The organism is Armatimonadota bacterium (assembly GCA_031459715.1).
Lineage (GTDB): Bacteria > Sysuimicrobiota > Sysuimicrobiia > Sysuimicrobiales > Humicultoraceae > Humicultor > Humicultor tengchongensis.
Map to the genome: position 1 here is coordinate 1 of JAVKIA010000037.1, position 26,107 is coordinate 26,107.

Annotated in this window: 42 protein-coding genes and 2 tRNA genes; 5 read left to right on the forward strand and 39 right to left on the reverse strand. The window is 69.2% G+C overall.

The window, feature by feature from the left end; translation table 11 throughout:
- The first annotated feature begins 106 nt into the window (after window positions 1–106).
- The 5 genes from QN152_11435 to QN152_11455 all read left to right on the forward strand — a co-directional run bounded on the left by QN152_11435 (window position 107) and on the right by QN152_11455 (window position 4,569).
- Window positions 107–181, forward strand: a tRNA-Val gene (locus QN152_11435).
- Window positions 182–468: 287 nt separating this feature from the next.
- Window positions 469–1,617 (forward strand): ABC transporter substrate-binding protein, encoded by a 1,149-nt coding sequence (locus tag QN152_11440; protein MDR7540121.1) that lies wholly within the window; start codon window positions 469–471, stop codon window positions 1,615–1,617.
- A 112-nt stretch (window positions 1,618–1,729) separates the two neighbouring features.
- A complete protein-coding gene (locus QN152_11445) occupies window positions 1,730–2,584 on the forward strand; it encodes a branched-chain amino acid ABC transporter permease (GenBank protein ID MDR7540122.1) in 855 nt (284 codons plus the stop codon).
- Window positions 2,585–2,588: 4 nt separating this feature from the next.
- Entirely contained in the window at window positions 2,589–4,355 is a 1,767-nt protein-coding gene (locus QN152_11450; protein MDR7540123.1) for a branched-chain amino acid ABC transporter ATP-binding protein/permease, read from the forward strand.
- 76 nt (window positions 4,356–4,431) lie between these two features.
- On the forward strand, window positions 4,432–4,569 hold the full coding sequence (locus tag QN152_11455; protein ID MDR7540124.1) for a hypothetical protein: 138 nt from the start codon (window positions 4,432–4,434) through the stop codon (window positions 4,567–4,569).
- Window positions 4,570–4,616: 47 nt separating this feature from the next.
- Here QN152_11455 and murA read toward each other — a convergent pair whose 3' ends face one another.
- From murA to rpsJ, 39 genes are all read right to left on the reverse strand, one after another.
- Window positions 4,617–5,894, reverse strand: coding sequence for a UDP-N-acetylglucosamine 1-carboxyvinyltransferase (murA, locus tag QN152_11460; protein MDR7540125.1), 1,278 nt, complete (start codon window positions 5,892–5,894; stop codon window positions 4,617–4,619).
- Between the two features lie 47 nt (window positions 5,895–5,941).
- Window positions 5,942–6,205, reverse strand: coding sequence for an IreB family regulatory phosphoprotein (locus QN152_11465; GenBank protein MDR7540126.1), 264 nt, complete (start codon window positions 6,203–6,205; stop codon window positions 5,942–5,944).
- A gap of 59 nt (window positions 6,206–6,264) precedes the next feature.
- The gene (locus tag QN152_11470; protein ID MDR7540127.1) at window positions 6,265–7,053 is read right to left on the reverse strand and encodes a DNA-formamidopyrimidine glycosylase family protein; all 789 of its coding nucleotides are present in this window, start codon (window positions 7,051–7,053) and stop codon (window positions 6,265–6,267) included.
- A gap of 107 nt (window positions 7,054–7,160) precedes the next feature.
- Window positions 7,161–7,235 (reverse strand) — tRNA-Ile (locus QN152_11475).
- A gap of 54 nt (window positions 7,236–7,289) precedes the next feature.
- Complete coding sequence (gene truA, locus QN152_11480) at window positions 7,290–8,042, reverse strand: tRNA pseudouridine(38-40) synthase TruA (GenBank protein MDR7540128.1); 753 nt, start codon at window positions 8,040–8,042, stop codon at window positions 7,290–7,292.
- Window positions 8,039–8,860, reverse strand: a complete 822-nt coding sequence (locus tag QN152_11485) for an energy-coupling factor transporter transmembrane component T (GenBank protein ID MDR7540129.1) — start codon at window positions 8,858–8,860, stop codon at window positions 8,039–8,041. Before QN152_11485 ends, truA begins: the two co-directional genes overlap by 4 nt.
- A complete protein-coding gene (locus QN152_11490; GenBank protein MDR7540130.1) occupies window positions 8,860–9,711 on the reverse strand; it encodes an energy-coupling factor transporter ATPase in 852 nt (283 codons plus the stop codon). The genes QN152_11485 and QN152_11490 overlap by 1 nt, the downstream gene beginning before the upstream one ends.
- Window positions 9,708–10,562, reverse strand: coding sequence for an energy-coupling factor transporter ATPase (locus QN152_11495; protein ID MDR7540131.1), 855 nt, complete (start codon window positions 10,560–10,562; stop codon window positions 9,708–9,710). Before QN152_11495 ends, QN152_11490 begins: the two co-directional genes overlap by 4 nt.
- Window positions 10,559–10,915 (reverse strand): 50S ribosomal protein L17, encoded by a 357-nt coding sequence (gene rplQ / locus QN152_11500; protein ID MDR7540132.1) that lies wholly within the window; start codon window positions 10,913–10,915, stop codon window positions 10,559–10,561. The genes QN152_11495 and rplQ overlap by 4 nt, the downstream gene beginning before the upstream one ends.
- Before the next feature lie 13 nt (window positions 10,916–10,928).
- Window positions 10,929–11,867, reverse strand: a complete 939-nt coding sequence (locus tag QN152_11505) for a DNA-directed RNA polymerase subunit alpha (protein MDR7540133.1) — start codon at window positions 11,865–11,867, stop codon at window positions 10,929–10,931.
- Window positions 11,868–11,942: 75 nt separating this feature from the next.
- The gene (gene rpsD / locus QN152_11510; GenBank protein ID MDR7540134.1) at window positions 11,943–12,572 is read right to left on the reverse strand and encodes a 30S ribosomal protein S4; all 630 of its coding nucleotides are present in this window, start codon (window positions 12,570–12,572) and stop codon (window positions 11,943–11,945) included.
- Between the two features lie 25 nt (window positions 12,573–12,597).
- Window positions 12,598–12,984: a 30S ribosomal protein S11 gene (gene rpsK / locus QN152_11515; protein MDR7540135.1), complete on the reverse strand. Its 387-nt coding sequence runs from the start codon at window positions 12,982–12,984 to the stop codon at window positions 12,598–12,600.
- Between the two features lie 17 nt (window positions 12,985–13,001).
- Complete coding sequence (rpsM, locus tag QN152_11520; protein ID MDR7540136.1) at window positions 13,002–13,394, reverse strand: 30S ribosomal protein S13; 393 nt, start codon at window positions 13,392–13,394, stop codon at window positions 13,002–13,004.
- A 10-nt stretch (window positions 13,395–13,404) separates the two neighbouring features.
- Complete coding sequence (rpmJ, locus tag QN152_11525; protein MDR7540137.1) at window positions 13,405–13,518, reverse strand: 50S ribosomal protein L36; 114 nt, start codon at window positions 13,516–13,518, stop codon at window positions 13,405–13,407.
- Window positions 13,519–13,531: 13 nt separating this feature from the next.
- Window positions 13,532–13,750 carry a translation initiation factor IF-1 gene (gene infA, locus QN152_11530; protein ID MDR7540138.1) on the reverse strand — a complete coding sequence of 73 codons (219 nt, stop codon included), beginning with the start codon at window positions 13,748–13,750 and terminating at the stop codon, window positions 13,532–13,534.
- Window positions 13,750–14,022 (reverse strand): KOW domain-containing RNA-binding protein, encoded by a 273-nt coding sequence (locus tag QN152_11535; GenBank protein MDR7540139.1) that lies wholly within the window; start codon window positions 14,020–14,022, stop codon window positions 13,750–13,752. The genes infA and QN152_11535 overlap by 1 nt, the downstream gene beginning before the upstream one ends.
- A gap of 68 nt (window positions 14,023–14,090) precedes the next feature.
- Complete coding sequence (gene map / locus QN152_11540; protein MDR7540140.1) at window positions 14,091–14,840, reverse strand: type I methionyl aminopeptidase; 750 nt, start codon at window positions 14,838–14,840, stop codon at window positions 14,091–14,093.
- Between the two features lie 14 nt (window positions 14,841–14,854).
- Window positions 14,855–15,499, reverse strand: a complete 645-nt coding sequence (locus tag QN152_11545) for an adenylate kinase (protein ID MDR7540141.1) — start codon at window positions 15,497–15,499, stop codon at window positions 14,855–14,857.
- Window positions 15,500–15,554: 55 nt separating this feature from the next.
- The gene (gene secY, locus QN152_11550) at window positions 15,555–16,841 is read right to left on the reverse strand and encodes a preprotein translocase subunit SecY (GenBank protein ID MDR7540142.1); all 1,287 of its coding nucleotides are present in this window, start codon (window positions 16,839–16,841) and stop codon (window positions 15,555–15,557) included.
- Window positions 16,841–17,308, reverse strand: a complete 468-nt coding sequence (gene rplO, locus QN152_11555; protein MDR7540143.1) for a 50S ribosomal protein L15 — start codon at window positions 17,306–17,308, stop codon at window positions 16,841–16,843. The genes secY and rplO overlap by 1 nt, the downstream gene beginning before the upstream one ends.
- A 19-nt stretch (window positions 17,309–17,327) precedes the next feature.
- Complete coding sequence (gene rpsE / locus QN152_11560) at window positions 17,328–17,861, reverse strand: 30S ribosomal protein S5 (protein ID MDR7540144.1); 534 nt, start codon at window positions 17,859–17,861, stop codon at window positions 17,328–17,330.
- Window positions 17,862–17,886: 25 nt separating this feature from the next.
- On the reverse strand, window positions 17,887–18,255 hold the full coding sequence (gene rplR / locus QN152_11565) for a 50S ribosomal protein L18 (protein MDR7540145.1): 369 nt from the start codon (window positions 18,253–18,255) through the stop codon (window positions 17,887–17,889).
- Window positions 18,256–18,264: 9 nt separating this feature from the next.
- The gene (gene rplF / locus QN152_11570) at window positions 18,265–18,822 is read right to left on the reverse strand and encodes a 50S ribosomal protein L6 (protein MDR7540146.1); all 558 of its coding nucleotides are present in this window, start codon (window positions 18,820–18,822) and stop codon (window positions 18,265–18,267) included.
- A 30-nt stretch (window positions 18,823–18,852) separates the two neighbouring features.
- Window positions 18,853–19,257: a 30S ribosomal protein S8 gene (rpsH, locus tag QN152_11575; GenBank protein ID MDR7540147.1), complete on the reverse strand. Its 405-nt coding sequence runs from the start codon at window positions 19,255–19,257 to the stop codon at window positions 18,853–18,855.
- Window positions 19,258–19,273: 16 nt separating this feature from the next.
- Entirely contained in the window at window positions 19,274–19,459 is a 186-nt protein-coding gene (locus QN152_11580) for a type Z 30S ribosomal protein S14 (protein MDR7540148.1), read from the reverse strand.
- 9 nt (window positions 19,460–19,468) lie between these two features.
- Window positions 19,469–20,026: a 50S ribosomal protein L5 gene (gene rplE / locus QN152_11585; GenBank protein ID MDR7540149.1), complete on the reverse strand. Its 558-nt coding sequence runs from the start codon at window positions 20,024–20,026 to the stop codon at window positions 19,469–19,471.
- Window positions 20,027–20,039: 13 nt separating this feature from the next.
- Window positions 20,040–20,375, reverse strand: a complete 336-nt coding sequence (gene rplX, locus QN152_11590) for a 50S ribosomal protein L24 (protein ID MDR7540150.1) — start codon at window positions 20,373–20,375, stop codon at window positions 20,040–20,042.
- A gap of 4 nt (window positions 20,376–20,379) precedes the next feature.
- Window positions 20,380–20,751 (reverse strand): 50S ribosomal protein L14, encoded by a 372-nt coding sequence (gene rplN / locus QN152_11595; GenBank protein MDR7540151.1) that lies wholly within the window; start codon window positions 20,749–20,751, stop codon window positions 20,380–20,382.
- Complete coding sequence (gene rpsQ / locus QN152_11600) at window positions 20,748–21,044, reverse strand: 30S ribosomal protein S17 (GenBank protein ID MDR7540152.1); 297 nt, start codon at window positions 21,042–21,044, stop codon at window positions 20,748–20,750. The genes rplN and rpsQ overlap by 4 nt, the downstream gene beginning before the upstream one ends.
- Complete coding sequence (gene rpmC, locus QN152_11605) at window positions 21,041–21,229, reverse strand: 50S ribosomal protein L29 (GenBank protein MDR7540153.1); 189 nt, start codon at window positions 21,227–21,229, stop codon at window positions 21,041–21,043. Before rpmC ends, rpsQ begins: the two co-directional genes overlap by 4 nt.
- Window positions 21,229–21,648, reverse strand: a complete 420-nt coding sequence (gene rplP / locus QN152_11610) for a 50S ribosomal protein L16 (protein MDR7540154.1) — start codon at window positions 21,646–21,648, stop codon at window positions 21,229–21,231. The genes rpmC and rplP overlap by 1 nt, the downstream gene beginning before the upstream one ends.
- Entirely contained in the window at window positions 21,635–22,405 is a 771-nt protein-coding gene (gene rpsC, locus QN152_11615; GenBank protein MDR7540155.1) for a 30S ribosomal protein S3, read from the reverse strand. The genes rplP and rpsC overlap by 14 nt, the downstream gene beginning before the upstream one ends.
- A 76-nt stretch (window positions 22,406–22,481) precedes the next feature.
- Window positions 22,482–22,817: a 50S ribosomal protein L22 gene (rplV, locus tag QN152_11620; protein MDR7540156.1), complete on the reverse strand. Its 336-nt coding sequence runs from the start codon at window positions 22,815–22,817 to the stop codon at window positions 22,482–22,484.
- 30 nt (window positions 22,818–22,847) lie between these two features.
- The gene (gene rpsS / locus QN152_11625; GenBank protein MDR7540157.1) at window positions 22,848–23,132 is read right to left on the reverse strand and encodes a 30S ribosomal protein S19; all 285 of its coding nucleotides are present in this window, start codon (window positions 23,130–23,132) and stop codon (window positions 22,848–22,850) included.
- Window positions 23,133–23,143: 11 nt separating this feature from the next.
- A complete protein-coding gene (rplB, locus tag QN152_11630) occupies window positions 23,144–23,968 on the reverse strand; it encodes a 50S ribosomal protein L2 (GenBank protein ID MDR7540158.1) in 825 nt (274 codons plus the stop codon).
- 21 nt (window positions 23,969–23,989) lie between these two features.
- Complete coding sequence (rplW, locus tag QN152_11635) at window positions 23,990–24,280, reverse strand: 50S ribosomal protein L23 (GenBank protein ID MDR7540159.1); 291 nt, start codon at window positions 24,278–24,280, stop codon at window positions 23,990–23,992.
- Entirely contained in the window at window positions 24,270–24,902 is a 633-nt protein-coding gene (gene rplD / locus QN152_11640; GenBank protein MDR7540160.1) for a 50S ribosomal protein L4, read from the reverse strand. The genes rplW and rplD overlap by 11 nt, the downstream gene beginning before the upstream one ends.
- Before the next feature lie 2 nt (window positions 24,903–24,904).
- Window positions 24,905–25,570 (reverse strand): 50S ribosomal protein L3, encoded by a 666-nt coding sequence (gene rplC / locus QN152_11645; protein MDR7540161.1) that lies wholly within the window; start codon window positions 25,568–25,570, stop codon window positions 24,905–24,907.
- A 66-nt stretch (window positions 25,571–25,636) separates the two neighbouring features.
- The gene (rpsJ, locus tag QN152_11650) at window positions 25,637–25,942 is read right to left on the reverse strand and encodes a 30S ribosomal protein S10 (GenBank protein ID MDR7540162.1); all 306 of its coding nucleotides are present in this window, start codon (window positions 25,940–25,942) and stop codon (window positions 25,637–25,639) included.
- Window positions 25,943–26,107: the final 165 nt, after the last annotated feature.

Sequence of the window (26,107 nt, forward strand, 5' to 3'; positions counted from 1 at the left end):
GTGAAAATCTGCCATGAACCCGGCATTTAATCGGGTATTTAGGGGCCACAAAGGTAAGGTGATGGCGTAACGCCATCCCGGAGAGGGCTGATATACTCGGGTCGCCGGGCGAGTGGCTCAGCGGCAGAGCGCCTCCCTTACACGGAGGAGGACGCAGGTTCAAATCCTGCCTCGCCCACCACAATGAAATTCCTGAGTACCCGGCTGCCAATTTCCCTCCTCTCTTACACAAGTCTGGAGACTCTCGGCCCGCCCGGAGACGTGCCCAGGGAGGAGCTATCATTAACGTGCCGGGCCTGACCTCCGTGGGTGCCCGGGCCGGACCTTGTATTGGCCTCCAGCCGGAGGAGCGAAGACAGCAGGATCCCTCGGCCAGGGTGGCGCGCCCTCGAGAGGTATGGGGCGTCGCCACGCGAACCCTATTCTTAGATATATGGGCGTTAGTTGCGCGGTAAGGAGGTGGGAAGTATGGGACGGCGAACCCTACTTGCTCTCCTGCTGATCCTTGCTCTCACCGGTGTCCACGACGTGCTGGCTCAGCGAGGGCCGATTCCCATCGGTCTCAGCGCGCCGCTTACCGGCCCTGCCGCGCCTGACGGCCTAAGCGTCCGCCAGGCGGTGGAGGTGGGCGTCAAGCAAATCAACGCCGCCGGGGGCGTCCTGGACCGCCAGATCCAGCTGGTGGTCTACGACGACCAGGCCGCTCCTCCGCAGGGGGTAGCGGTAGCGCAGCGTCTGATCGAGCGTGACCGAGTGGTAGCCGCCGTAGGCGGATCGTATAGCGGCGCCACCAGGGGAGCAGCACCCATCTTCCAGCAGAACCGTGTGCCCTTCGTCGTGGCGTACGCGGTGCATCCGGACATCACGAAGGCCGGCCCCTATGTCTTCCGCGTCGGCTTTCTGGGACCGGTGGAAGGTGCGGGTGCCGCCGAGGCCGCCCGGCTGTACTTCAACGCCCAGCGCGTTGCCATGATGACCATGGATAACGACTTCGGCCGGGCCCTGGCTCAGGGGTTCCGCGAGCGGGGAGCCAAGATCGGCCTGAACATCGTGGGCGAAGTCATCTATCCCCTGGGCGAGAAAGATATGGCTCCACACGTCACCCGCGTGCGCGGCATGAATCCCGACTTGGTCTTCGTCAGCGGGTACTTCAACGAGGCAGCCCTCATTGTGCGGGCCATACGCCAGCTGGGAGTGCGCGCGCAGATCCTGGGCGAAGAGGGATTCGACTCGCCCAAGTTTCTGGAGCTGGCCGGACCGGCGGCCGAAGGCGTCGCCATCGTGACCAATCTCAACCGAGACGACCCCCGAGCGGTGGTGCAGGCCTTCCTCCGGGACTACCGGGCCGCTTACAAGATGGAGGCGGACATGGTGGGCGCCTCAGCCTACGACGCGCTGCGCATCATTGTGGACGGGCTGAGGCGGGCGGGCACCACGGACCCAGCCAAGTTGCGAGATGCCATCGCCGCCACCCGTAACTTTAATGGCGTCACAGGAGTGCTGTCCTTTACAGCTTCGCGGGAGACGATCAAGCCCATCCAGGTCCAGATGGTGAAGGGCGGCCAGTTCCGGTACTTCGGCGTGATCACCGACCCAGAGATTATCACGCCACCCTAGGGCGGCACCAGATCCTGGAGTTTGACGGTCGGTCGCCTCCGGCACGGCATAGACCGATCGGAGGCGACGCCGGACAGGGAGGGACCCGCCGCACTGCATCCGGGGGCCTTGTATGCTTGGGCAGCAGGTCATCAACGGTTTGACCATGGGGGCGATCTATGCCGTCATCTCCCTGGGGCTGACCCTGGTCTACGGCGCGCTGCGTATCCTGCATGTGGCCCACGCCGGCATCTATGTGTTGGGCGGCTACGCCGGGCTGGTGGCGTATGCGCACACGGGTAGCCTGCTACTGGCCTTCCTCCTGGCCATGACAGTCAGCGGGCTGGCCGGGGTGATCGTGCAGCGTTGGATCTACCTGCCCCTCCTCCCTCAGCCACGGATCATCCCCCTTATCGCTAGCATTGGACTATTCATCGCGCTGGAGGACCTGCTCCGCATCGCAGCCGGCCCCTACTCCCTCGCCTTCTCCGTACGGGTTCCAGTGCCGTCCGTCGCGCTTGGTGCTGTCGCTCTCACCTCCGCCCAACTGCTCGTGGTCACTGTGGGGGTGCCGCTTTTGGCGCTGACCTGGTGGGTGCTCACCCGGACGAAGGTCGGCCTGGCATGGCGGGCGCTGGCGGAGGACCTGGAGATGGCGCAGATGAGCGGCGTCGATGTGAACCGGGCGGTGGGGCTCAACTTCCTCGTGGGCTCGGCGCTGGCCGGCGCCGCAGGGGTGCTGGTGGGAATCTTCTTCAACGCCGTGGAGCCCACCATGGGGGACATGCCAGCATACAAGGGTCTTGCCATCATCGTGCTGGGCGGCCTGGGTTCCTACACAGGTGCTGTGGTGGCTTCCTTGCTCTTGGGAGTGGTGGAGGCGGTAGCCATCGGCACCATCGGTCTGCTACCGCGGGATGCCCTGGCATTCATTGCCCTTATTCTGATCCTGCTGGTCCGACCGCAGGGATTGTTCGGCAAGCGGTAGTCCCGTGCCCATCGCCTTCGGCCTCTACCACGTCACCGTCGCCATCACCGCCGGGATCTTCGTCGTCCTGGCCATCGGGTTGAACATCATCGCAGGGTATGCAGGCCAGCCTAACCTCGGCCACGCGGCCTTCTGGGGGATCGGCGCCTACACCCAGGCCATTCTGGTCACGCGTTACGGCCTCTCCTTCTGGGAGGCGCTTCCCCTGGCGACCCTGATCACCGCGGTCATCGGCGGCGCACTGGGCACAATCAGCATCCGCCTGAGGGAAGACTTCCTGGCCATCACGACCATCGGGATCAACTTCGTTGTGGTCTCGATCTTCCTGTACATGCCGTTCTTCGGGGGCAGCCTGGGGATCAGCGGAGTTCTCCCCCCGACGCTGCTCGGCGTACCCATTACCAAGCCAGGGTATCTGGCGCTGGTAGGGCTGGTGGTGGCCGCTCTTGTGGCCCTCGATCTGCGGCTGAGAGCCTCCTGGCTGGGCACGGGCTGGGCAGCACTGCGTGAGGACGAGGTGGCCGCGGAGGCTTGCGGCGTCGACACCCGCCGGTTCAAGATCGCAGCCTTCGTGGTGGGAACCGCCATCGCCGGTCTGGCCGGGGGTCTCTACGCGCATTTCATCCAGTTCGTGGAGTATCGGGATTTCGGGTTCCTCTCCTCGGTGGCCGTCCTCAGCATGGTGGCGGTTGGAGGACTGGGCACGCTACGGGGGGCCATCGCAGGGGCTATCCTGCTCACGGTGCTTCCCGAGGTCTTCCGTGCCGTTAGCGAGTACCGGATGCTCCTTTATGGGGCCACCCTGGTGCTCGTCATGCGCTATCAGCCCGCAGGCCTGCTGGGAGCACACTCCTGGCTTGGCCGACTCATCGATCGGCGCCGCGCACCCCCTGAGGCCCCGCCTCAGGTGCCCTTCGTGCCCGCCGGACCCGGGACCGGGCACGCCCCAGCGGAGAATGTCCCGCTGCTTGAGGTCCGCGGGGTAGCCAAGCGCTTCGCCGGCCTGTGGGCGGTCCGGGAGATCTCGTTGCAGGTCCGAGGCGGAGAGATCGTCGGTATCATCGGCCCGAACGGCGCCGGCAAGACCACCCTGTTTAACATCATCTCGGGTCTCCTCTCCGCGGACCGCGGCGAGGTCCTGCTGCGCGGAAGGCCGATCACCGGGCTGCCACCATCGACGATCGCCCGCATGGGCGTGGGACGGACCTTCCAGATCACCCGGCCCTTCTCGGGGCTGTCGGTCCTGATGAACGTCGTGGTACCCCTCGGTCACCGCGTCTACCCGGGCGCTTGGGCCGCAGTAGGCCGCAGCCTGACTGCCCCCATTCAGGCACGCGCGTGGGCTCTGCTGGACCGGGTTGGTCTTGGGTCCTATGCCCAAGTTCCGGCGCGGGCCCTACCCCTGGGACTTCAGCGCCGGCTGGAGATGGCCAGGGCCCTGGCCCTCGACCCCCAGGTGATCCTGCTGGACGAGCCCCTGGGCGGCCTAACGGCCAGGGAGATCGAGGAGATCATCGTCCTCATTCGAGCCCTGCGTGACGAAGGCCTCACCCTCCTGATGGTTGAGCACAACATGCGGGTGGCGATGCAGCTCTGCGACCGCCTGATCGTCATGCACTACGGCGAGAAGATCGCCGAGGGGCCCCCTGAGGTCATCCAGCGTGACCCCCGCGTGCGGGAGGCGTACCTGGGCGGCCCGGGGAAGGGCCTTTCCCCTGCCGCGGCAGAAGCCGGACAGCACGTTCGCATGTCGGGGGGACAGGGTCTGTAGCGGCTTGCACCTGGGCATATAAACATGGTTAAGGGAGGAAGCGTGTCTGATGAACTCCGCCTGCGAGTGAGCAGGGATGATCACACTCGCCCAGGCCGCTCCGCCTCAACCCGCGACGGAACTGCAGAACACCTTCTTCCTGCTCATCCTGGGTGTCGCGGCAATGGCGCTCTTCCTCTGGCTGATCATGAGTCACTTCAGCCGTCCCCCGTAAGGACGTCACCAGAGTAAAGGTACCCGCGCAGGACCGCTCGCCCCGGCTCAGACCACCTCCCGCACGACCTCCGCAGCCACCCGGTCCACCCGGGCGCCAAGAGCCTGCAGCTTCTGCACCAGCCCCTCGTAGCCCCGGTCCAGGTTCTCCACGTTGGTGACCTCGCTGGTTCCCTGCGCGCTCAGGGCCGCAATGACCACGGCGGCACCCCCGCGGATGTCCCGCGCTTCGACGGGCGCGCCGGACAGCTCCTCCACCCCGTGAATGTGCAGGGTATCGCCATCCACGCGCATCTGCGCCCCCATCCGCCGCAGCTCCTCCACGTAGCCGAAGCGGGAGTCGTAGATGGTCTCCCGGATGGTGGAGGTGCCACGGGCGCGGGTCAGCGCCGCGGCCAGCGGCGGGTGCAGGTCGGTGGCGAATCCCGGATAGGGCGCCGTGTCCACATCGATGGCCTGCAGCTCCCCGCTCATGCGAACGCGCACCCCGTCTGGCTCCACCACCGCCTCCGCGCCGGCCTCCTGCAGCTTGGTCAGCAGAGCCTGGAAGTGCTCGGGGATCAGCCCCTCCACCATCACATCGCCGCGGGTGGCCACCCCGCAGAGGAGGTAGGTGCCGGCTTCGATGCGGTCGGGAATGATGGCATACTGCGCGCCGTGCAGCGCGGGGACACCGCGGATGGTCACGGTGTCCGTGCCGGCGCCGCGGATGCGGGCGCCCATGAGGTTGAGGAAGACGGCGGTGTCGACCACCTCAGGCTCCCGCGCGGCGTTCTGCAGCACCGTCATCCCCCGGGCGGTGCTGGCCACCATCATCAGATTGATGGTGGTGCCCACGCTGCTGCGGGGGACGTAGAACTGAGTTCCCCGGGCGCGCCGGGCGAATCCCGCCTTCATGTAGCCGTGCTCCGTAATCACCTCCGCTCCCAGAGCAGCGAACCCGCGCATGTGGAAGTCCACGGGGCGGGTGCCGATGGAGCAGCCACCCGGCAGCGGGACCTCCGCGCGGCCCATGCGCGCCAGCAGCAGCCCCGCGGTGTAGAAGGACGCGCGCATGCGCCGGCAGAGGTCGTACGACGGTGTGGCCCGATCCAGACCGCGCGCGTCCACGATCATCCGGCTGCCGGCAAAGACGAAGCGCACCCCCAGGTCCTCCAGGATGGCCTGCAGGGTGAGGACGTCCTGACAGTGGGGGACGTTCTCCAGGACGGAGACATCCGGCGCCAGACAGGCGGCGGCGACGATGGCCAGGGAAGAGTTCTTGGCGCCGGAGACCTTCACGGTTCCGCGTAGGGGTCGTCCGCCGGTGATGACGATCCGTTCCACGCCTGCCTCCTCGGATGCGCTGCCTCGCTGCCGTGTTTCTGTACGAGTTACGGCTGCAGCTTGGTCTGGACGTAGGTACGTACCAGCTCCTCCAGCAGGACCAGCCGGTCGACCTGCCGGATCACCGTCCGCGCGTCCCGGTGGCTAGTGATGTAGGTCGGGTCCCCCGAAAGGAGGTAGCCGACAATCTGGTCCACGGGACTGTACCCCTTCTCCGCCAGGGCCTGATAGGCGTAGCGAAAGATCTCCTGCGGGTCCCGGACTGGAGGCGGACCCAGGCGGAAGACCCCGGTGCGCTCATGTTCGCCCATGGCTCCACCTCACGTTTCATGTGTTTGCCCAAAACACCCGTGCTCGACGCCCGAACACGCTAACCCTGGCAGGACGGACAGAAGACCGTGGTTCGCCCCGCCAGTCGCAGCCCGGCCAGCCTGCCGTCACACCGCGGGCAAGCAGCCCCCTCCTGCCGCACGGGCAGCAGCACCCCTCCAGGATCGCCCGCGCGGGCCAGCCCGAGTACCGCCCGCCGCAGGACATGCCGCACCGCCCGGTAGAGCCGCCGCACCTCCCCCAGCCTGAGGGATTCCACCCGCCGCCCTGGATGCAGCCGGGCCTGAAAGAGGATCTCGTCCGCGTACAGATTCCCGATGCCGGCCACGACCTCCTGGCGCAGCAGGAGCGCCTTGAGTCCGCCGCGGCGGGGCCGCAGCAGGGCCCGGAAACGCTCCAGGGTAAAAGCTACCCCCAACGGCTCTGCACCCAGGCGCTTCAGGGTGGGGAAGGCCGGGAGCGCCCTGCCGGGCAGGAGAGCCATGCTGCCAAAGCGGCGCTGGTCGAGAAACCTCAGGTCGGCCCCATCCAGGCCCAGGACCACCCTGGTATGGGGGTGCAGCGGCCGGCTGCGAGGTACGACCACCAGGTCCCCGGTCATGCACAGGTGGACGGCCAGGAACATGGCCCCGTCGAGCGCTATCAGGAGGTACTTCCCCTTCCGACTCACGCCCCGCACGGTCCGGCCGCGGATAAGCCGGGCAAAGCGGTCCGCCCGGGGAGAGCGGACCGTCGCAGGCGAGAGCACCTGTACGCGCCGGATGGTCTGGCCCAGGAGATGAGGGCGCAGATGCCGGGCCAGGACCTCAACCTCGGGCAGCTCAGGCATCCCCGGGCACCTCGGCCCGGTAGCCGGTCACCCCTCCCCGGGCCAGATTGCGAGAAGGTCCGCTGCGGCGTGGCGACACAGGCGACGGAACGCGTCCAGTGCAGAGATGGTGGGCCCGCCTGGGTTCGAACCAGGAACCGGCGCCTTATGAGGGCGCTGCTCTACCCTTGAGCTACGGGCCCGCGGACATTATAGCACCGACCGCCCGCAGCCCTGCGGGTCAACCTCTGGCTCCGTCAGTAGCCGACGTACACCAGGTAGAGACCCTGCGGCGGGGTGGCAGGACCCGCGCTTCCGCCGCTCCCGGAGGCCAGGAACCGGGTGACGTCCTCGGGGGAGAGGGCGTTGCGGCCCACCCTGAGCAGCGTCCCCACCATCATCCGGACCATGTGCCGCAGAAAGCGGTCGGCGGCGAAGGTGAACAGGAGGAGGTCGCCGCGCTCGGCCAGGTCGGCGTGGAGAAGCCTGCACCCGCTGCTCCCAGATGGGGTACCTAGGGCGCAAAATGCCCGAAAGTCGTGCGCCCCCGTGAGTCGGGTCAGGGCCTGACGCATGGCCTCCCGATCCAGGGACGCCCGCACGTGATAGGCATACGGGTGCAGGAGGGCCGAGGGGGTGGGGCGGCAGAGGATGACGTAACGGTAGACGCGGAAGCGGGCGTCGCGCCGGGCGTGAAACTGGGCGGGCGCCTCGGCGGCCTCCCGCACGGCGACGTCGGGAGGCAGGAGCGCGTTCAGGCCGGCGACAATCCGCTCCAGGGGCAGGGAGCTGGTGGTGCGGAAGTGCGCCACTTGTCCCAGGGCGTGCACACCGGCGTCGGTGCGGCCGGCAGCGACCACGCGGGCGGGCGCCTGGGTAAGCGCCGCCACCGCCCGCTCCACCTCCGCCTGCACCGAGCGGCCCTGCGCCTGGCGTTGCCAGCCCACGAAGTGCGTCCCGTCATACTCCAGGGTCAGCCTGACGGTGCGCAGGGGGTGCACGAGGGTCATGGCAGTCCCAGCCAGCGGGGCGCCAGGACCACGGCCGCAGCGGCCAGCGCCACCGCCCAGGCCACCCCGTCCTCCCAGGTGAAGGCCAGCTCCCTCATCCGGGTCCGTCCCTCTCCCCCACGGTAGGCTCGGGCCTCCATGGCCAGGGCCAGCTCGTCGGCGCGGCGGAAGGCCGAGACGAAGAGCGGCACCAGGATGGGAAGCAAGGCCCTGGCGCGCTGCAGGAGACCGCCCCGCTGGAATTCCGCGCCCCGGGCCATCTGCGCCTTGATGATCCGCTCCGTCTCCTCCAGTAAGGTGGGGATGAAGCGCAGGGCGATGGACATCATCATGGCCAACTCGTGCCCGGGCACACCGATGCGCCGCAGGGGACGAAGCAGCCGCTCCATGCCGTCGGTGAGGGCCATGGGCGAGGTGGTGTAGGTGAACAGCGAGGTGGCCACCACCAGCAGGATCAGGCGCAGGCCGATGAACGCCGCCCGGCGCAGCCCTTCGGCGGTGATCACCAGCGGACCCAGCCGTAGCAGCACGGTCCCGTCGCGCACGCCGCTGAAGAACAGGTTGAGGACGAAGGTGAGCAGCAGGAGGAAGAGGATGGGCCGCAGGCTGCGGGCGGCGTACCCCAGCGGGATCTGCGCCAGCACGAACAGCCCCAGCAGCAGCGCGGCCAGAAGGCCGTACCCGCTGAAGTTGGGGATGATGAAGATGGCCACCATGGCCAGCGTGGTCACGCCGATCTTCGTCCGCGGGTCGAGGCGGTGCACCACCGAGTCCCGCGGCAGGTACTGCCCGATGGCGACGTAGCGGACCAGCTCCATCAGACCGGACGCAGCACGCGCAGAAGCTCGGCGCGTGCCTCCTCCACGCTCAACAGGTCAGTGCGCACGGGCAGGCCGCGAGCCCTCAGGCGGTGCAGGATCTGTGCCGTCTGGGGAAGACCCAGGTGCAGCCGTTCCAGCTCGTCAGCCCGGGCGAAGATCTGCCGCGTCGGGCCGTCCATGACCACGCGCCCCTGGTCCAGGACGATCACCCGCTCCACGGTCTGGGCGATCTCGTCCATGCTGTGGCTGATCAGGATGATGGTCAGGTCGCGCTCCGCGTGCAGCTGCAGGATCAGCCGCAGGAACTCCGCCTTGCCCTGCGGGTCCAGCCCGGCGGTGGGCTCGTCCAGGATGAGGACACGGGGGGACATGGCCAGCACCCCGGCCAGGGCCACGCGGCGCATCTCCCCCCCGGAGAGGGTGAAGGGCGACCGCGGGCCGAACCGGTCAGGGTCCAGGCCCACCGCCCGCAGGGCTTCGCGCGCGCGGAATTGTGCCTCCTCCTCCGGCAGGCCCAGGTTGCGCGGGCCGAAGGCCACGTCCCGGGCCACGCTCTCCTCGAAGAGCTGCTGCTCGGGGTACTGGAAGAGGAGAGCCACCTTCTGGCGCACGCGGCGGCGGTCGGTGTGGGGGGCGAAGATGTCCTCCCCGTCCACCAGGACGGTGCCGGCGGTGGGGCGGATCAGCCCGTTCATAGTCTGCACCAGCGTGGACTTGCCCGAACCGGTGGGACCGATCAGGCCGACCCGTTCCCCGTCCCTGATGGTCAGGGTGATGCCGCGCAGGGCCGTGGCCTCCAGCGGCGAGTCCCTCAGGTAGACGTGGTGGACGTCGCGCACCTCGATCATGAGCGTCGCGCCGCCGCCAGGGCGGTGAGGGCGTCTACCAGCTGGTCCACCGTGGTCAGGGGGCCGCGCAGGGGTAACCCGGCCGCCCGCAGCTGCCGCCCCAGCGCCGCCGCCGGGGGCAGTGTCAGTTGCAGCCGGCGCAGGATCTCAGGCTTCTCGAAGACCTCGGCGGGAGTGCCCTGCAGCACCACCCGTCCACCGGCCAGGACCACCATGCGGCGGGCCAGGGCCGCCTCTTCCATGGCGTGGGTGATGTGCACGACGGTGATGCCCTCCTCGCGGGTGAGGCGGGCCACGGTCTGCAGTACCTCCGCCCGCCCCTGCGGGTCCAGCATCGCGGTGGCCTCGTCCAGGATGAGACAGGAGGGCCGCATGGCCAGCATCCCGGCGATGGCCACGCGCTGCTTCTGCCCGCCGGAGAGCAGGTGTGGCGCGTGGCGGCGGTGCTCCCACATCCCCACGATGCGCAGCGCCTCCTCCACCCTGCGGCGGATCTCCGCCGGTGGCAGACCCAGGTTTTCCGGTCCGAAGGCCACATCCTCCTCCACCACGGTGGCCACCAGCTGGTTGTCCGGATTCTGGAAGACCATCCCCACCCGCTGCCGCACCTGCCAGACGACGTGTGGGTCCCGCGTGTCCAACCCGTCCACCAGGACCCTGCCGCTCGTGGGCACCAGCAGGGCATTGAGGCACTTGGCCAGGGTGGACTTGCCCGAGCCGTTGGCTCCGACCAGGGCCACGTACTCGCCGCGCTCCAGCTGCAGGGAGACGTCGTCGAGGGCGACGACCGCCTGCGGGGTCCCGGGGTTGTAGACGTAGGAGAGGTTCTCGACCTGGATCAGGGGGGTCAGGGGGAAACCAGTTCCACCAGGGCCATGGGCGCGCTGTCGCCGCGACGCCGCCTGGTCTTCAGGACCCGTGTGTAGCCTCCTCGCCCCGGCTGGTACCGCGGCACGATCTCGCTGAAGAGGCGCTTGCGCGCCCGCGGGTCGGTGAGCAGCCGGCCGACCTGCCGCCGCGCCTGGAGGTCGCCGCGCACAGCCAGAGCGATCAGCCCGTCAGCGATCTTCTTGGTCTCCTTGGCCTTGGCTTCTGTGGTTTCGATCCGCTCGTGCAGGATCAGCGCCGCCAGCAGCTGTCGAAAGAGCGCCGTGCGCTCCCCCGTGTCCCGGCCCAGCTTCCGGCCCTTGGCTCTCAGCCCCATGACCTCTAACCCCTTACTCCTTGTCCCGCAGCTTCAGGCCCAGGACGGCCAGCTTCTCCTTCACTTCGTCCAGCGACTTGCGGCCGAAGTTCTTCACGTTGACGATCTCCTCTTCCGTGCGCTGCACCAGGTCGCCGATGCTGTTGATGCCGGCGCGCTTCAAGCAGTTGTAGGGGCGCACGGAGAGGTCCAGCTCCTCGATGGGCATGGCGTAGAGGCGGCTCAGCTCCCCGTCCGGCCCGCCCTCCAGCGCCTGCGCCTCCGCTTCCTCCCCCATGCCGGAGAAGAGGCGGAAGTGGTCGATGAGGATGCGCGCCGCCTCCTGCACTGCCCCCTCCGGCCGGATAGAGCCGTCGGTCCACACCTCCAGGATGAGGCGGTCAAAGGTGGCCATCTGCCCCACCCGGGCGTCTTCCACCAGGTAGTTCACCTTGTGGATGGGGGAGAAGATGGAGTCCACCGGGATTACGCCGATGACGTGCTCGCTCTTGCGCTGCCGCTCCGCCGGCACATACCCCCGTCCCCGCTCCACCATGAGCTCCATGGCCAGGCGGGCGTCTCGCTTGTCCAGCGTGGCGATGTGCAGGTCAGGGTTAAGGATCTCCACTTCGGCGTCAGGCTGGATGTCCGCGGCGGTGACCTCACGCTTCCCCGCCACCTCCAGACGTAGCAGCTTGGGCTTGTCGGTGTGCAACTTCAGGGTGAGTTCCTTCAGGTTGAGGATAATCTGCGTGACGTCCTCCACCACCCCGGGGATGGTGCTGAACTCGTGCAGCACCCCTTCGATCTTCACGGAGGTAACGGCGGCGCCGGGGATGGAGGAGAGGAGGACGCGGCGCAGCGAGTTCCCCAGGGTGATGCCGAACCCCCGTTCCAGCGGCTCCACCACGAACTTGCCGTAGGTGTCGGAGAGCTCTGCGTACTCCACCTTCGGCCTGGACGTCTCCCACAGCGTGGCAATGCTCATCCTGCCCTCCTTGGCGCCACCCCCGGGACAGCGACACGCCCTGCGGGGGTTGTGGCGCCCTTACCGCGAGTAGTACTCCACGATCAACTGCTCCTGCACGGGGACGTCGATCTCGTCCCGCGCTGGCAGCGCCAGCACCCGGCCGGCGCTGCGGTCGGCGGACACCTCCAGCCAGGAGGGGACGGCGCGGGGCGGCGCACCCAGCACCTCCTTCACCCGGGCGTGCCTCCGCCCCCGCTCGCTCAGGCTCACCGTCTGCCCGGGCCGCACCTGATAGGCGGGGATGGTAACCTTGCGCCCGTCCACGGTGATGTGGCCGTGGGCCACCAGTTGCCGCGCCTCCCGGCGGGAGGCCGCCAGCCCCAGCCGGTAAATGATGTTGTCCAGGCGCATCTCCAAAAGTTGCAGCAGGCGTGTGCCGGTGACGCCCTTGGCCCGTGCCGCCTGCTGGAAGTAGTTCTTGAACTGGGTCTCATAGATGCCGTAGATGCGGCGCAGCTTCTGCTTCTCCCGCAGCCGCATGCCGAACTCACTGGGCTTGCGCCTGGTGGGCCGCGCACCGTGCATCCCCGGTGGGGTAGGGCGCTTGTGCACCGGGCACTTCTCCGTGTAGCACTTCTCGCCCTTGAGGTAGAGTTTCATCCCCTCCCGGCGGCACAGGCGACACACTGCTGTGGTGAACTGCCCCATAAGATCCTCCCTGCGGCCCCGCGCCCTAGACCCGGCGGCGCTTGGGCGGCCGGCACCCGTTGTGCGGGATGGGGGTCACGTCCTTGATGAGGTTGACCTCCAGCCCGGCGGCCTGCAGCGAGCGGATGGCCGCCTCCCGTCCGGCCCCCGGCCCCTTGACGTAGACCTCCACCTGGCGCACTCCGTGCTCCATCGCCTTGCGCGCCGCCGCTTCCGCGGCCAGGCCCGCGGCGAAGGGCGTCCCCTTGCGCGACCCCTTGAACCCAGACGTTCCGGCGCTGGCCCAGGCCAGCACGTTCCCCTGGGGGTCGGCGATGGTGACGATGGTGTTGTTGAACGTGGACTGGATGTGCGCCACCCCGGTGGGCACATTCTTCCGTTCCCTGCGCCGGCTTCGCGGTCGCTGTGCCATTCCCGTGCCTCCCGACTTCAGGCCTTGCCCGTGGGTGTGGTCCGCGCGCGTCGCACGCCCACCGTCTTCCTGGGGCCTTTGCGCGTGCGCGCATTGGTGCGCGTGCGCTGCCCGCGTACGGGCAGACCGCGACGGTGACGCAGCCCGCGGTAGGAACCGATCTCGGTCAGGCGGCGGATGTCCATGGCCGCCTCACGGCGCAAGTCTCCCTCCACCTTGAAGTGGCGGTCGATAAACTCCCGCAGCCGGGTGATCTCCTCCTCCGTCAGGTTGCGCACCCGTGTGTCCGGGCTGACGTTGGTGGCCTCCAGAATCCGCCTGGCGCGGCTGAGCCCGATCCCGTAGATGTAGGTCAACGCCACCTCCACCCGCTTTTCCCGTGGCAGGTCTACCCCTGCGATGCGTGCCATGCCCGCCTCCCTAACCCTGCTTCTGCTTGTGCTTGGGGTTCTCGCAGATCACCAGCAACCGCCGCCCGCGCTTGACGATCTTGCACTTCTCGCACATCCGGCGAACGGACGCCCGTACCTTCATCCTCGCACCCCGTTCATCGATATCGATAGGTGATGCGGCCCCGGCTGGGATCATAGGGGGACAGCTCCACCTTCACCCGGTCGCCGGGGAGAATACGGATGAAGTGGATCCGCATCTTCCCGGAGATGTGCGCCAGCACCCGGTGGCCGCTCTGCAGCTCCACACGGAACATGGCGTTGGGCAGGACCTCCACCACCGTCCCTTCCACCTCGATCAGGTCTTTCTTGGCCATCAGCTTCCAGTTCTCGCAGCCTGGGCGGGCGGCCTCTCCCCGCCCGCCTGGGCCACCACCTGCCGGATCTCCTCGTCGGCCGGCATCTCCCCGCGGGCCAGCTTGGCCGCCAGCTGCGGCACCACGCCGTGCACAACCAGGTGCTTCACGTTCTTTTTCTTGGGTCGGTGCACGCCGCGCCTCTCTCCATCGGCCACCAGGACCATATCATGCCCCAGGGTGGCGATGATCACGTACCGGTCCCCCCGGTCGCGCCCGGCGCGCGACGTCACCAGGCTTCCCAGAATCCCCCTCGCAGCGTCCGCAGCCACAAGTTTCTAGTATATGGGAGGCCGGCCGTTCAGTCCAGCGAGGTCAGCACCTCGGCGCCGTTCACGTCCACGGCCACGGTGTGCTCGAAGTGCGCTGAGCGAAGGCGGTCCCGGGTGCGTACGGTCCAGCCGTCTTCCAGGACGACCACCTCACTCCCCCCCGCGTTCACCATGGGCTCGATGGCCAGGGTCAGGCCGCGGCGCAGGGGGACCCCGGCTCCTGGCGTGCCGAAGTTGGGCACCTCCGGGCCCTCGTGCAGCTCACGCCCGATCCCGTGGCCGGCGAAGTCGCGGACCACGGAGAACCCCGCACCTTCCGCCACCTGCTGGATGGCCCAGCCCACATCCCCCGTGGTCCGGCCCTCCCGCGCCTCCCGGATCCCGGCGGCCAGCGCCTCCTCGGCCACCCGCAGCAGGCGGTACGTCTCCTCGTCCACGTCGCCCACGGGGACGGTCCGGGCCACGTCGCCGTGGAAGCCGTCCAGGTAAACCCCCAGGTCGATGGAGACGATGCTCCCCTGACGCAGACGGCGCCTCCCCGGGATCCCGTGCACCACCTCCTCGTCGACCGAGACACAGATGCTGGCCGGGTACCCCCGGTAGTGCTTGAAGGAAGGCACCCCTCCGTGGTCCCGGATGAATGTCTCCGCCAGGCGGTCCAGGTGACCCGTGGAAACGTCGGGAGCCACCGCCTGCAGCACGAGCTGCAGCGCCCTCGCGGCCAGCCGGCACGCCCTCCGCATCCGGGCGATCTCCTCGGCGGTCTTCACCACCACCAGTGCCGGCCGCGGCTTCACAGGCCCAGCGCCGCCTCCAGGCGGGTGTAGACCTCCTCCACCGTTCCTTCAGCGTCCAGTGCGGCGTAGACACCCCGGGCGCGGTAGAACTCCAGCACAGGCGCGGTCTGCGCCTGGTAGACCTCCATGCGCCGCCGGATGGTCTCCGGCCGGTCGTCTTCCCGCTGGTCCAACGGGCTGCCATCCAGGTCGCAGATGCCCGGCTGCCGCGGCGGGGTGAACTCCACGTGGTAGATGTGGCCCGCCGCCCGACACACCCGCCGCCCACCCAGCCGGCGCACCAGCGTCTCTGCGCCTACCTGGAAGTACACTGCCCGGTGGATCCTCCGCTGCAGTCGAGCCAGCAGCTCCTCCAGCGCCTCCGCCTGCGCCAGCGTGCGGGGGAAGCCGTCCAGCACGAACCCCGCGGCGGCATCGGTGCGGCGCAGCCGCGCCTCCACGATACCCACCATCACCGCATCCGGCACCAGCTCGCCGCGGTCCATGTACCGTCTCGCCTCAACCCCCAGCGCAGTGGCCGCCCCCACGGCCTCACGCAGGATGTCGCCGGTGGCAATCTGCACTATCCCCCGCCGCTGCTGCAGCAGCCGCGCCTGCGTCCCCTTGCCTGCTCCCGGGGGCCCGAAGAAGATCAGATCCATCGCCCACGGGCAGCCAGGGCCCCCAGGAATGCGGCGGGCGACGCCCCGGGGCGTTTCATCGCATGAAGCCTTCGTAGTGGCGCATGAGCACGTAGGCCTCGATCTGCTTCATGGTCTCCAGTGCCACTCCCACCACGATAATCAGGGAGGTCCCCGCCAGGTAGAAAGTGATAGCCCCACCCCCAAGGGCCGCGGGACCCCGGAAGAGGGTGGGCACCACGGCGATCAGGCCCAGCACCAGCGCCCCCACGAAGGTCAGCCGCTCGGTGACCCGGGTGAGGTAGTCGCTGGTCGGCCGGCCCGGCCGGATACCGGGGATGAAGCCGCCGTACTTCTTGATGTTGTTAGCCACGTCGTGCGGGTCAAAGGAGACCGCGGTGTAGAAGTAGGTGAAGATGATGATCAGGGCGAAGTAGAGGGCGTCGCCCAGATAGGACCCTCCCGGCAGGACCACGGCGGCCAGGCGCTGCAACCACTCCCACCGGCCGAACTGGGCAATGGTCTGGGGAAATTGCAGGACGGAGATGGCGAAGATGATAGGGATGACACCTGCCTGGATGAGCTTCATGGGCAGGTGCGTGGACTGCCCGCCGTAGACGCGCCGCCCCACCACCCGCTTGGCGTACTGCACCGGGATCTTGCGCGTGGCCTGAGTGACGCCCACCACCACGACGATGGACACCAGAACGATGGCCACATCCAGGAAAAAGGCCAGCGGCCCCAGCTCGCCTGCCCGCAGCAGCACCAGGGTGCGGCCGACCTGATCCGGCAGGCGGGCGACGATGCCCCCGAAGATGATCAGGGAGACCCCGTTGCCCACGCCGTACTCGGTCATGATCTCTCCCATCCAGGTGAGGAGCATGGTCCCCGCCACCAGGGTAGTGACGATCGTCCCCAGGACGAGGGGACGGGGATCGGGGATGGCGTTCTGGCTGCGGATCAGGTACATCTGGCCGATGCCCTGGAGGATGGCCAGGACCACGGTGAGGTAGCGGGTGTACTGCCCGATCTTGCGCCTTCCAGCCTCCCCCTCCTCCGTGGCCATTTCCTTCAGCCGGGGGAAGACCACCTGCAGCAGGCTGAAGATGATGGAGGCGGTGATGTAGGGGAAGACCCCCAGAGCGAAGATGGCGAAGTTGGACAGCGCCCCGCCGACGAAAAGGTCGAAGAAGGACAAGAGGCTGCCCTGCTGCTGGAAGAGCTGCTGCAGCGCCCGCACGTCCACCCCGGGCACCGGGAGGTGCGCCCCCAGGCGGTAGAGCACCAGCATGAAGGCGGTGAACAGCAGCCGCCGTCGCAGATCGGGGATGCGCAGGGGGTTGGAGAGGGAGCGCACCTGCATCAGGGGACGACCTCCGCCCTGCCCCCCGCCGCGGTGATGGCTTCCCGGGCCCCGCGGGAGAAAGCCTGCACCCGCACCACCAGGGGATGGGTCAGGCGCCCGCCGCCCAGCACCTTCACCGGCCCGCGCTCCACCAGACCCGCCGCCACCAGGGTGGCCACCGTCACCAGGGAACCCGCAGGAAAGCGGTTGAGGACGCGCACGGGAACCTCCTCCGGGCGCTGCCGCGGAGGGCCGCCGGTCATCACGCTGCCTGCGGCGCGCACGCCGCGGCGGAAGGGCAGCCGCTTGGAGAGCGGCGTCTGCCCGCCCTCGAACCCGGGACGCGGTCCCCGTCCCGCCCGCGCCTTCTGCCCCTTCCGGCCACGGCCGGCGTAGACCCCCGCCCCCGATCCCAGGCCCCGGCCTGCGCGGCGCCGTCGCCGCCGAGCACCCGCCGCTGGTCTGAGGGTGTCGATCGTCAACATCGTCTGCCTCCCTGGCGGCCTAGCGCACAGCCTCGCGCAGGCGCCGCCGCCCCATGAGCTCCTCCAGGCGCTTGCCCCGGATCGCCGCCACATCTTCGGGGCGGCGCAGAGCCAGCAGCCCCGCCGCCGTGGCCCGCGCCTGGTTGATGGGGTTGCTCGAGCCCAGCGACTTGGTCAGGATGTCCTTGATCCCGGCGGCCTCCAGCACCGCCCGTACCGGCCCACCGGCGATGACTCCGGTGCCCTCAGACGCAGGCTTGAGCAGCACGCGGGCCGCTCCGTAGGACCCCACCACGTCGTGGGGGATGGTCTGCCCGACGCGGGGGACGGCGAAAAGATGCTTCTTCGCGTCCTCCACGCCCTTGCGGATGGCGTCCGGCACCTCGGCCGCCTTGCCCAGCCCGACCCCCACATGCCCCTGTTCGTCGCCCACGACCACCAGCGCGCTGAAATTGAAGCGCTTGGCCCCCTTGGTCACCTTGGCCACGCGGTTGATCCACACCGCCTTCTCATAGGTGATGTTCAGCGTATTTGGGTCGATGCGCTCGCTCACTCCCCGCCTCCCCTCCTGGTCCCGCTCAGAACTCCAGCCCGCCGGCGCGCGCCCCCTCGGCCAGGGCTTTGACCCGCCCGTGGTAGGCATACCCGGCGCGGTCGAAGACGACCCGGGTGATGCCTCGTTCCCGCGCCCTCCGGGCAATCAGCTCGCCGACCACTCGGCTGGCCTCCACTTTCCGCTTCCCTTTTACCTGCTCGCGCAGCTCCGGGTCGAGCGTCGAGGCCGCGGCCAGGGTGTGACCCTGTCCGTCGTCGACGACCTGTGCGTAGATGTGCCCCAGGCTGCGGAAGACCACCAGACGGGGTCGCGTCACCGTCCCGCTCACCCGCTGGCGGACCCGCAGGTGCCGCCGCTTCCGCAAGAGGTTGCGGTCCGTTCGCCTCAGCATCGTCCGCCCCTACACCTTGCCGCCAGCAGCGGTGCGCCCCGCCTTCCCTGGCTTGAGCCGGACCCGCTCTCCCAGGTAGCGGATGCCCTTGCCCTTGTAGGGGTCGGGGGGACGGACGGCGCGCACGCGGGCCGCCACCTGGCCCACGAGCTCCCGATCGATGCCGCTGACCACGATCCGGGTGGGGGCCGGGACCTCGAAGGTGATCCCGGGAGGAGGCACCACCTCCACGGGGTGCGCGTATCCCACGGTGAGCACCAGGGTCTCCCCCTGCTTGCTGGCGCGGTAGCCGACGCCCTGGATCTCCAGCTCCAGGCGATAGCCCTCGGTCACGCCGCGCACCATGTTGGCCAGCAGGGCGCGGGTGAGCCCGTGCAGGGCGCGATGCTGCCGTTGGTCCGAGGCCCGCGTCACCATCAGGTTGCCGTCCCGCAGCTCCACGCGCACATCCGGGTGGAAGGTCCGCTCCAGGGTGCCCCGGGGGCCCTGCACCGAGACATGCGACCCCTCCACGCGCACCTCCACCCCTGGAGGAATGGGGATGGGTGCCCGTCCTACCCGCGACACGGCCTGCTCCCTCCCGTGTGCCCTCCGGGTCTACCAGACATAGGCCACCACCTCCCCTCCCACCCCCTGCCGCCGCGCCTGCCGGTCGGTCATAAGCCCGCGGGAGGTGGAGAGAATGGCCACGCCCAGGCCGCCACGTACCCGGGGGATCTCCGTGCGGCGAGAGTACACACGCAACCCGGGACGGCTCACCCGGCGGATGCCGGTGAGCACCGGTTCCCGCCGCGGGCCGTAGCGCAGGGTAATGCGCAGGATGCCCTGTGGGCCGCGGTGGATGCGCTGCACATCGGCGATGAATCCCTCCTCCTTGAGGATCCGCGCTATCTCCCACTTCAGCCGGCTGGCCGGGACGTCCACGGTCTCGTGCCGCGCAGCGCTGGCGTTGCGAATGCGCGTCAGCATGTCTGCAATGGTATCGGTGACCACACCACCCATGGCCGCCTCCTCGACGTCACCAGCTGGCCTTGACCACGCCGGGAATCTCCCCCCGGTGGGCCAGCTGCCGCAGGCAGATGCGGCACAGGCCGAACCTGCGGAAGACGGCCCGCGGCCGGCCGCAGCGCAGACAGCGCGAGTAAGCGCGCACTTTGAACTTCGGAGTGCGCTGCCACTTCTCCAGCAAGGCCTTCTTCGCCATCGCTCCCCCTCAGCCGACCGACGCCCCCTCCCGCAGCGGCAGCCCCAGCAGGCGCAGCAGCTCCCGCGCCTCCTCGTCCGTGCGGGCGGTGGTCACCACGGTGATGTCCATACCGCGAATCTTGTCCACCCGGTCGTAGTCGATCTCGGGAAAGATGAGTTGCTCCTTCACCCCGATGTTCAGGTTGCCCCGGCCGTCGAAGGCCCGCTCCGAGATGCCCTTGAAGTCCTTGATCCGCGGCAGGGCTACATTGAACAGCTTGTCCAGGAATTCGTACATCCGCTCCCCGCGCAGCGTTACCTTGGCGCCGATGGCCACCCCGGCCCGCAACTTGAAGTTGGCGATGGACTTCTTGGCCCGGGTCACCAACGGCCGCTGCCCGGTGATCAGGGCCAGCTCCTCCACCGCCTTGTCGATCTGCCGCGGGTCGGCGGTGGCCTCACCCACCCGCATGTTCACCACCACCTTCTCCACCCGCGGCACCTGCATCACGTTCCGGTAGGCGAAGCGGGCCCGCAGCCGGGGAACCACCTCCTGCCGGTAGCGTTCCTTCAATCGCGCAGCCACCACCGACGCCTCCTCAGCCGATCTGCTCGCCGCAGCGGCGGCAGACGCGCACTTTGCCGCCGTCGGGCAGGTAGTCGTGCCCGTAGCGGACCGCCTCGCCGCACTTGGGGCAGACCAGCATCACCCGGCTCGCCGGGATCCTGGCCTCTTTCTCCACGATGCCGCCCTGCGGCAGCTTGGGCGTGGGCTTGGCGTGCCGCTTCACCACGTTCACGCCCTCCACGATAATCCGGCCGTCCTTGGGGAAGACTTTGAGCACCCTCCCGCGCTTCCCCCGGTTCCTCCCGGCGATCACCTCCACGGTGTCGCCCTTGCGCACATGCACCCGCTGTCGCCAGGCCACCGCCATCTGCCTACAGCACCTCCGGGGCCAGGGAGATTATCTTCATGAACTGGCGCTCCCGCAGCTCACGGGCTACCGGGCCGAAGATGCGCGTCCCCCGCGGGTTCTGGCCATCAGGGGTGAGCAGGACGGCGGCGTTGTCGTCGAAGCGGATGTAGGACCCGTCCGGCCGGCGTACCTCCTTGCGCGTGCGTACCACCACCGCCTTCACGATCTCCCCTTTGCGCACGGGGCTGTTGGGGATGGCCTGCTTCACGCTGCCCACCACGATGTCTCCCACGGTGGCGTAGCGCCGCTGTCCGCCGCCCAGGACGCGGATCACCAGAATCTCTCGGGCCCCCGTGTTGTCAGCCACCTTCAGGCGGCTCTGCTGCTGGATCATGCCTCCGCCTCCCCGGTCGGGACGGCCGCCGGCAGGGTGCGGTGCTCCAGGATACGCACGATGCGCCAGCGCTTCTCCTTGGAGAGCGGCCGGGTCTCCGCCAGGAGCACCACGTCCCCCACCCGGCTGGCGTTCTCCGCGTCGTGCGCCTTCAGCGTCTTCACCTGGCGCACGGCCTTCTTGTACAGCGGGTGGCGGCGCAGCGACTCCACACGCACCACCCGCGTCTTTGCCATCCGGTCGCTGATCACCACACCCACCCGTTCCTTTCGCTTGCCTCGCTCTCCCCTCACGCCCGCATCCCCTTCGCCCGCAGCACGGTCTTCAACCGGGCCACGTCCCGGCGCAGCTCCCGGATCCGCCCGGTGTTGCGCTGCTGGCTGACCTTGACCCGGAGGCTGAAGAGCTCGCGCAGGGCGTCGTCCAGCTTCTTGCGCAGCTCCTCCGGCGTCATCTCGCGGTATGCTGCAGCCCGCATCAGGCCGCCACCTCCGGCCGCGTCACCACCTTGGTCTTGATGGGCAGCTTGTGCCCGGCCAGGCGCATGGCCTCCCGCGCCACCTCTTCGTCCACTCCGGCCAGCTCAAAGAGGATCCGTCCTGGCCGCACCACCGCCACCCATCCCTCGGGGTTGCCCTTGCCGCTGCCCATCCGGGTTTCCGCCGGCTTCTTGGTAACCGGCTTGTCCGGGAAGACCCGGATCCACACCTTTCCCCCCCGCTTGAGAAACCGGGTGATGGCCACCCGCGCCGCCTCCAGCTGCTGGCTGGTGATCCAGGCCGGCTCAAGGGCCTGCAGCCCGAACTGGCCGAAGGCGACGCTGGAGCCGGCCAAGGCCTTCCCCCGCCTCGTGCCCCGGTGGGCCTTACGAAACTTGGTGCGCTTAGGCGCCAGCATCCTCGTCCCTCCGCCTGACCGCTACCGCCGGGGTGCGCGAGGGGATGACCACCGTCTCCCCCGCCTCTGCCGCAGGCGGCTCCGCAGGCTGCAGACGCGGAGGCCGGCGGTGCTCCAGCTCCGTCCGCTTGGGCTCGGGGAGGATGTCTCCCCGGTAGATCCAGACCTTGACCCCGATGCGGCCGTAGGTGGTCAGCGCCTCGGCCACGCCGAAGTCGATGTCTGCGCGCAGCGTGTGCAGGGGCACCCGGCCCTCGCGGTACCACTCGTAGCGAGCGATCTCGGCGCCGGCCAGGCGACCGCTGGCGGCGATACGAATGCCCTTGGCCCCGGCGCGCAGGCTACGCTGGACCGCCTGCTTCATCGCCCGGCGGTAGGCGACGCGGCGCTCCAGCTGCTGCGCCACGTTCTCCGCCACCAGCTGCGCCTCCAGCTCCGGGCGGCGGATCTCCTGCACGTTGAGCTGGAGCTGCTTGCCGGTCATGGCCTCCAGTTCCTTCTTCAAGGCGTCAATGCCGGTTCCGCCCCGGCCGATGATGATGCCGGGACGGGCGGCGTGGATGGTCACGCGCACGCGATTGGCCGCGCGCTCGATCTCAATGCGGGAGATCCCTGCCCGGAAGAGCGATCGCTTGATGTACGCGCGGATGCGCTGATCTTCCTGGATCAGCGGTGCCATCTGCCGGGCGTACCAGCGCGACTCCCAATCGCGGATGATTCCCACGCGCAGTCCCACCGGATGCACCTTCTGACCCACGCCTCACCTCCAGACCACCCCGCAAACTCGCATGAGGAGTTTGCGGGGACCCCGGTCTCCCCTTGCCCGCTGCACCCTACGACTTCTCCCCCACCACCACTGTGACGTGGCTGCTCCGCCGCGTCACCACGTCCACGCGGCCCCGCGCCCGCGGCGCCAGACGGCGCATGGAGGGGCCGGCGTCCACATAGGCCCGGGTGACGATCAGGTCGTTCCGTGCCAGGTCCAGGTTGTTCTGTGCGTTGGCCACCGCGGACTTGAGCACCTTCTCCAGCACCCGCGCCGCCCGGTGCGGCATGAAGCGCAGCAGCGCCTGCGCCTCGTCCACCGGCCGGCCGCGAATCTGCTCCGCCACTCGCCGCACCTTCAGTGGAGAGATGCGGACGTATCGGGCCACCGCCTTGACTTCCATCGCCTGCCTGCTCCTGGTGCCCCCTCGCGCCTACTTCAACGCCGTGGTGCGCTCTGTGTGCGCGCCGTGGCCGCGGAAGGTACGGGTGGGGGCAAACTCCCCCAGCTTGTGCCCCACCATCTGCTCGGTGATGTAGATGGGCACGTGCTTGCGGCCGTCGTGGACGGCGATGGTGTGCCCCACGAACTCCGGAAGGATGGTGGAGCGCCGCGACCAGGTCCGGATCACCCTCCGCTCCCGCGACCGGTTGAGCTCCCGCACCTTCTCCAGCAGGTGTGCGTCCACGAAGGGCCCCTTCTTCCTCGACCGTCCCATCACGTCCTCCGTCACCTGCGCCGCTTCACGATCAGGCGGTCGCTGGGCTTGCGCCGCCGGGTCTTAGCGCCCAGGGTCGGCTTGCCCCAGGGGCTGACCGGCCCGGGCATCCCCACCGGGGAGCGGCCCTCGCCACCGCCGTGGGGGTGGCTGGCCGGGTCCATGGCCACCCCGCGCACGCTGGGACGCCACCCCAGCCACCGCTTCCGGCCGGCCTTGCCCAGCTTGATCGCCTCGTGCTCCGCGTTGCCCACCTGACCCACGGTGGCCTTGCATTCCAGGGAGACCAGCCGCACCTCGCCCGAGGGCAGGCGCAGGTGGGCAAAACCGCCCTCCTTGGCCATGATCTGCGCCCCGCTGCCCGCCGCGCGCACCAGCTGCCCGCCGCGCCCGGGATGCAGCTCCACGTTGTGCACGATGGTCCCCGCGGGGATATCGCGCAGAGGCAGGGCGTTGCCCGGCTGGATCTCCGCGCCGGGGCCGGAGGTGACCTGCTGTCCCACCCGCAGCCCCTCCGGCGCCAGGATATAGCGCTTCTCCCCGTCGGCGTAGTGCAGCAGGGCGATGCGCGCGGAGCGGTTGGGATCGTACTCGATGGCGGCCACCCGGGCGGCCACCCCATCCTTGTCCCGCTTGAAGTCGATGAGCCGGTAGAGGCGCTTGTGTCCGCCCCCCCGATGCCGCACGGTGATCTTGCCCTGCGTGTTCCGGCCGCCGGTGCGCCGCAGCGGCTCCACCAGCGACCGCTCGGGCTCCGTGCGGGTGATCTCGTCGAAGGTGGGAACGGTCATGAAGCGCCGTCCCGGCGTCGTCGGCTTGAATTTCTTGATGCCCATAGCCCAACCGCCACCCCTTGCCTAGGTGAGGCTTTCCAGGTCGATCTTGTCTCCCGGCCGCAGCGTGACGATGGCCTTGCGCCGTCCACTCGCCCGGTAGCGGTGCTGCCCCCGGCGCTTGACTCGCCCCGGGATGTTCAGCACGTTCACCCGGGCCACACGGACGCTGAAGAGCTGCTCCACCGCCGCCTTGATGGCCAGCTTGTTATAGCCCGGAGCCACTTCGAAGGTGTACTTACCGGCCTCCGCGCCCCGCATGCTCTTCTCCGTGAGGATGGGGCGGCGGATCACCTCCCGCGGCTCAGCGCTCATCGCCCCACACCTCCTGCACCGTGTCCACGGCGTCGCGGGTGAGGACCAGGCGAGGAAAGGCCAGCAGGTCGTGCACGTTTAACGTGCGCGCCGTCAGCACCCGCACCTGTGGCAGGTTCTGCGCGGCCCTGACCAGCGCCGGGTCGTGCGCGGCTGTTACCAGGAGCACCCGCTCTCCCCGCAGGTCCAGACGGGCCAGCAGCTCCGCCAGCTCCCTGGTTCGGGGAGCCTGCAGGCGTATCTCCTCGACCACCGTGAGCTGCCCCGCCCGCGCCCGGTCTGCCAGAAGCGAGCGCACCGCCAGGCGGCGCACCCGCCGGGGCAGGGTGTAGGCATGACTGCGAGGGCGGGGACCGAAGACGATCCCCCCGCCCACCCACAGCGGGGAACGCCGGCTGCCGTGCCGCGCCCGCCCCGTCCCCTTCTGCCGCCAGGGCTTGCGCCCCCCACCACGGACCTCGCCGCGGGTCCTGGTGGCATGAGTGCCCAGCCGCCGGCCGGCCAGCTGCCAGGTCAGCACCTCGTGCACTACCGCGGGGTGCGGGGTCACGCCGAATACCCGCTCCGGGAGGTCCACCTCCCCTCGCGCCGCTCCCGTACCATCCACCAGGGGTGCCCGCATCCTCACGCCCGCTCCCTGCCCTTGGCTCGCTTCCTGGCGGCCCGGCCCCGATCCCGTGCACCCCGCAGCAGCAGCAGGCCGCCGCGCACCCCGGGGACGGCGCCCCGCAGGTAGATGAGGTTTCGCTCTGGCTCCACCTTCACCACTTGCAGCCCGCGGACCGTCACCCGCTGGTTGCCGAACCGCCCCGGCATCCGCTTGCCGGGCCAGACCCGTCCCACGTTGGACGAGCCGATGGAGCCCACGGCCCGGTGCATCAGGGAGACGCCGTGCGTGTCCCGCTGCCCGGCGAAGCCGTGGCGCTTTATGGCGCCGGCGAACCCCCGGCCACGGCTGGTGCCGGTCACGTCCACCACATCGCCGGGGCGGAAGACCTCCACGGTGATGGTCTGTCCCGGCTGTACCCCGCCGCTGGGGCCGCGCAGCTCGCGCAGGGTCCGCTGGGGGGCGACCCGGGCCCCGGCGTAGACGCCACGCAGCGGCCGAGAGAGCCGTCGCTCCCGGACCTCGCCCACACCCACCTGCAGCGCCTCGTACCCGTGGCGCTCCCGGGTCTTCACCGCCACCACCACATTGGGCGGGGCCTCCACCAGGGTCACCGGCACGAGGTGGCCGGCCTGGTCGAAGAGCTGCGTCATGCCCACCTTCCGTCCTACGATCGCCGTCATGCCCCCCACCCCATGGCCGTGTCGGTACGTTCCCCGCCTCCCGGTGCACTCCACCGCCGCATGGCCCTACAGTTTGATCTCGATGTCCACACCCGCAGGGAGGTCCAGGTGCATCAGCGCGTCCACCGTCTTCTGCGTCGGCTCCAGGATGTCGATCAGCCGCTTGTGCGTGCGCAGCTCAAAATGCTCCATGGACTCCTTGTCGATATGCGGGGAGCGGATCACGGTAAAGACGCTGCGGCTGGTGGGCAGCGGCACCGGTCCGCTGATGCGAGCTCCGGTGCGCTTCACCGTGTCCACGATCTTCTCCGCCGACTGGTCCAGGACCTTATGGTCGAAGGCCTTGAGCTTGATCCGGATCTTCTGCTTCATGCCCGACCACCGACCGCCGCGCCCACTCCCCCGGCCGCTCCCGGGAGGTCCCTCCTGCTGCGGCTGCTCATTCCACGATCCCGGTGACCACGCCGGCGCCCACGGTGCGCCCCCCCTCCCGGATGGCAAAGCGCAGCCCCTCCTCCAGGGCCACCGGCGTGATCA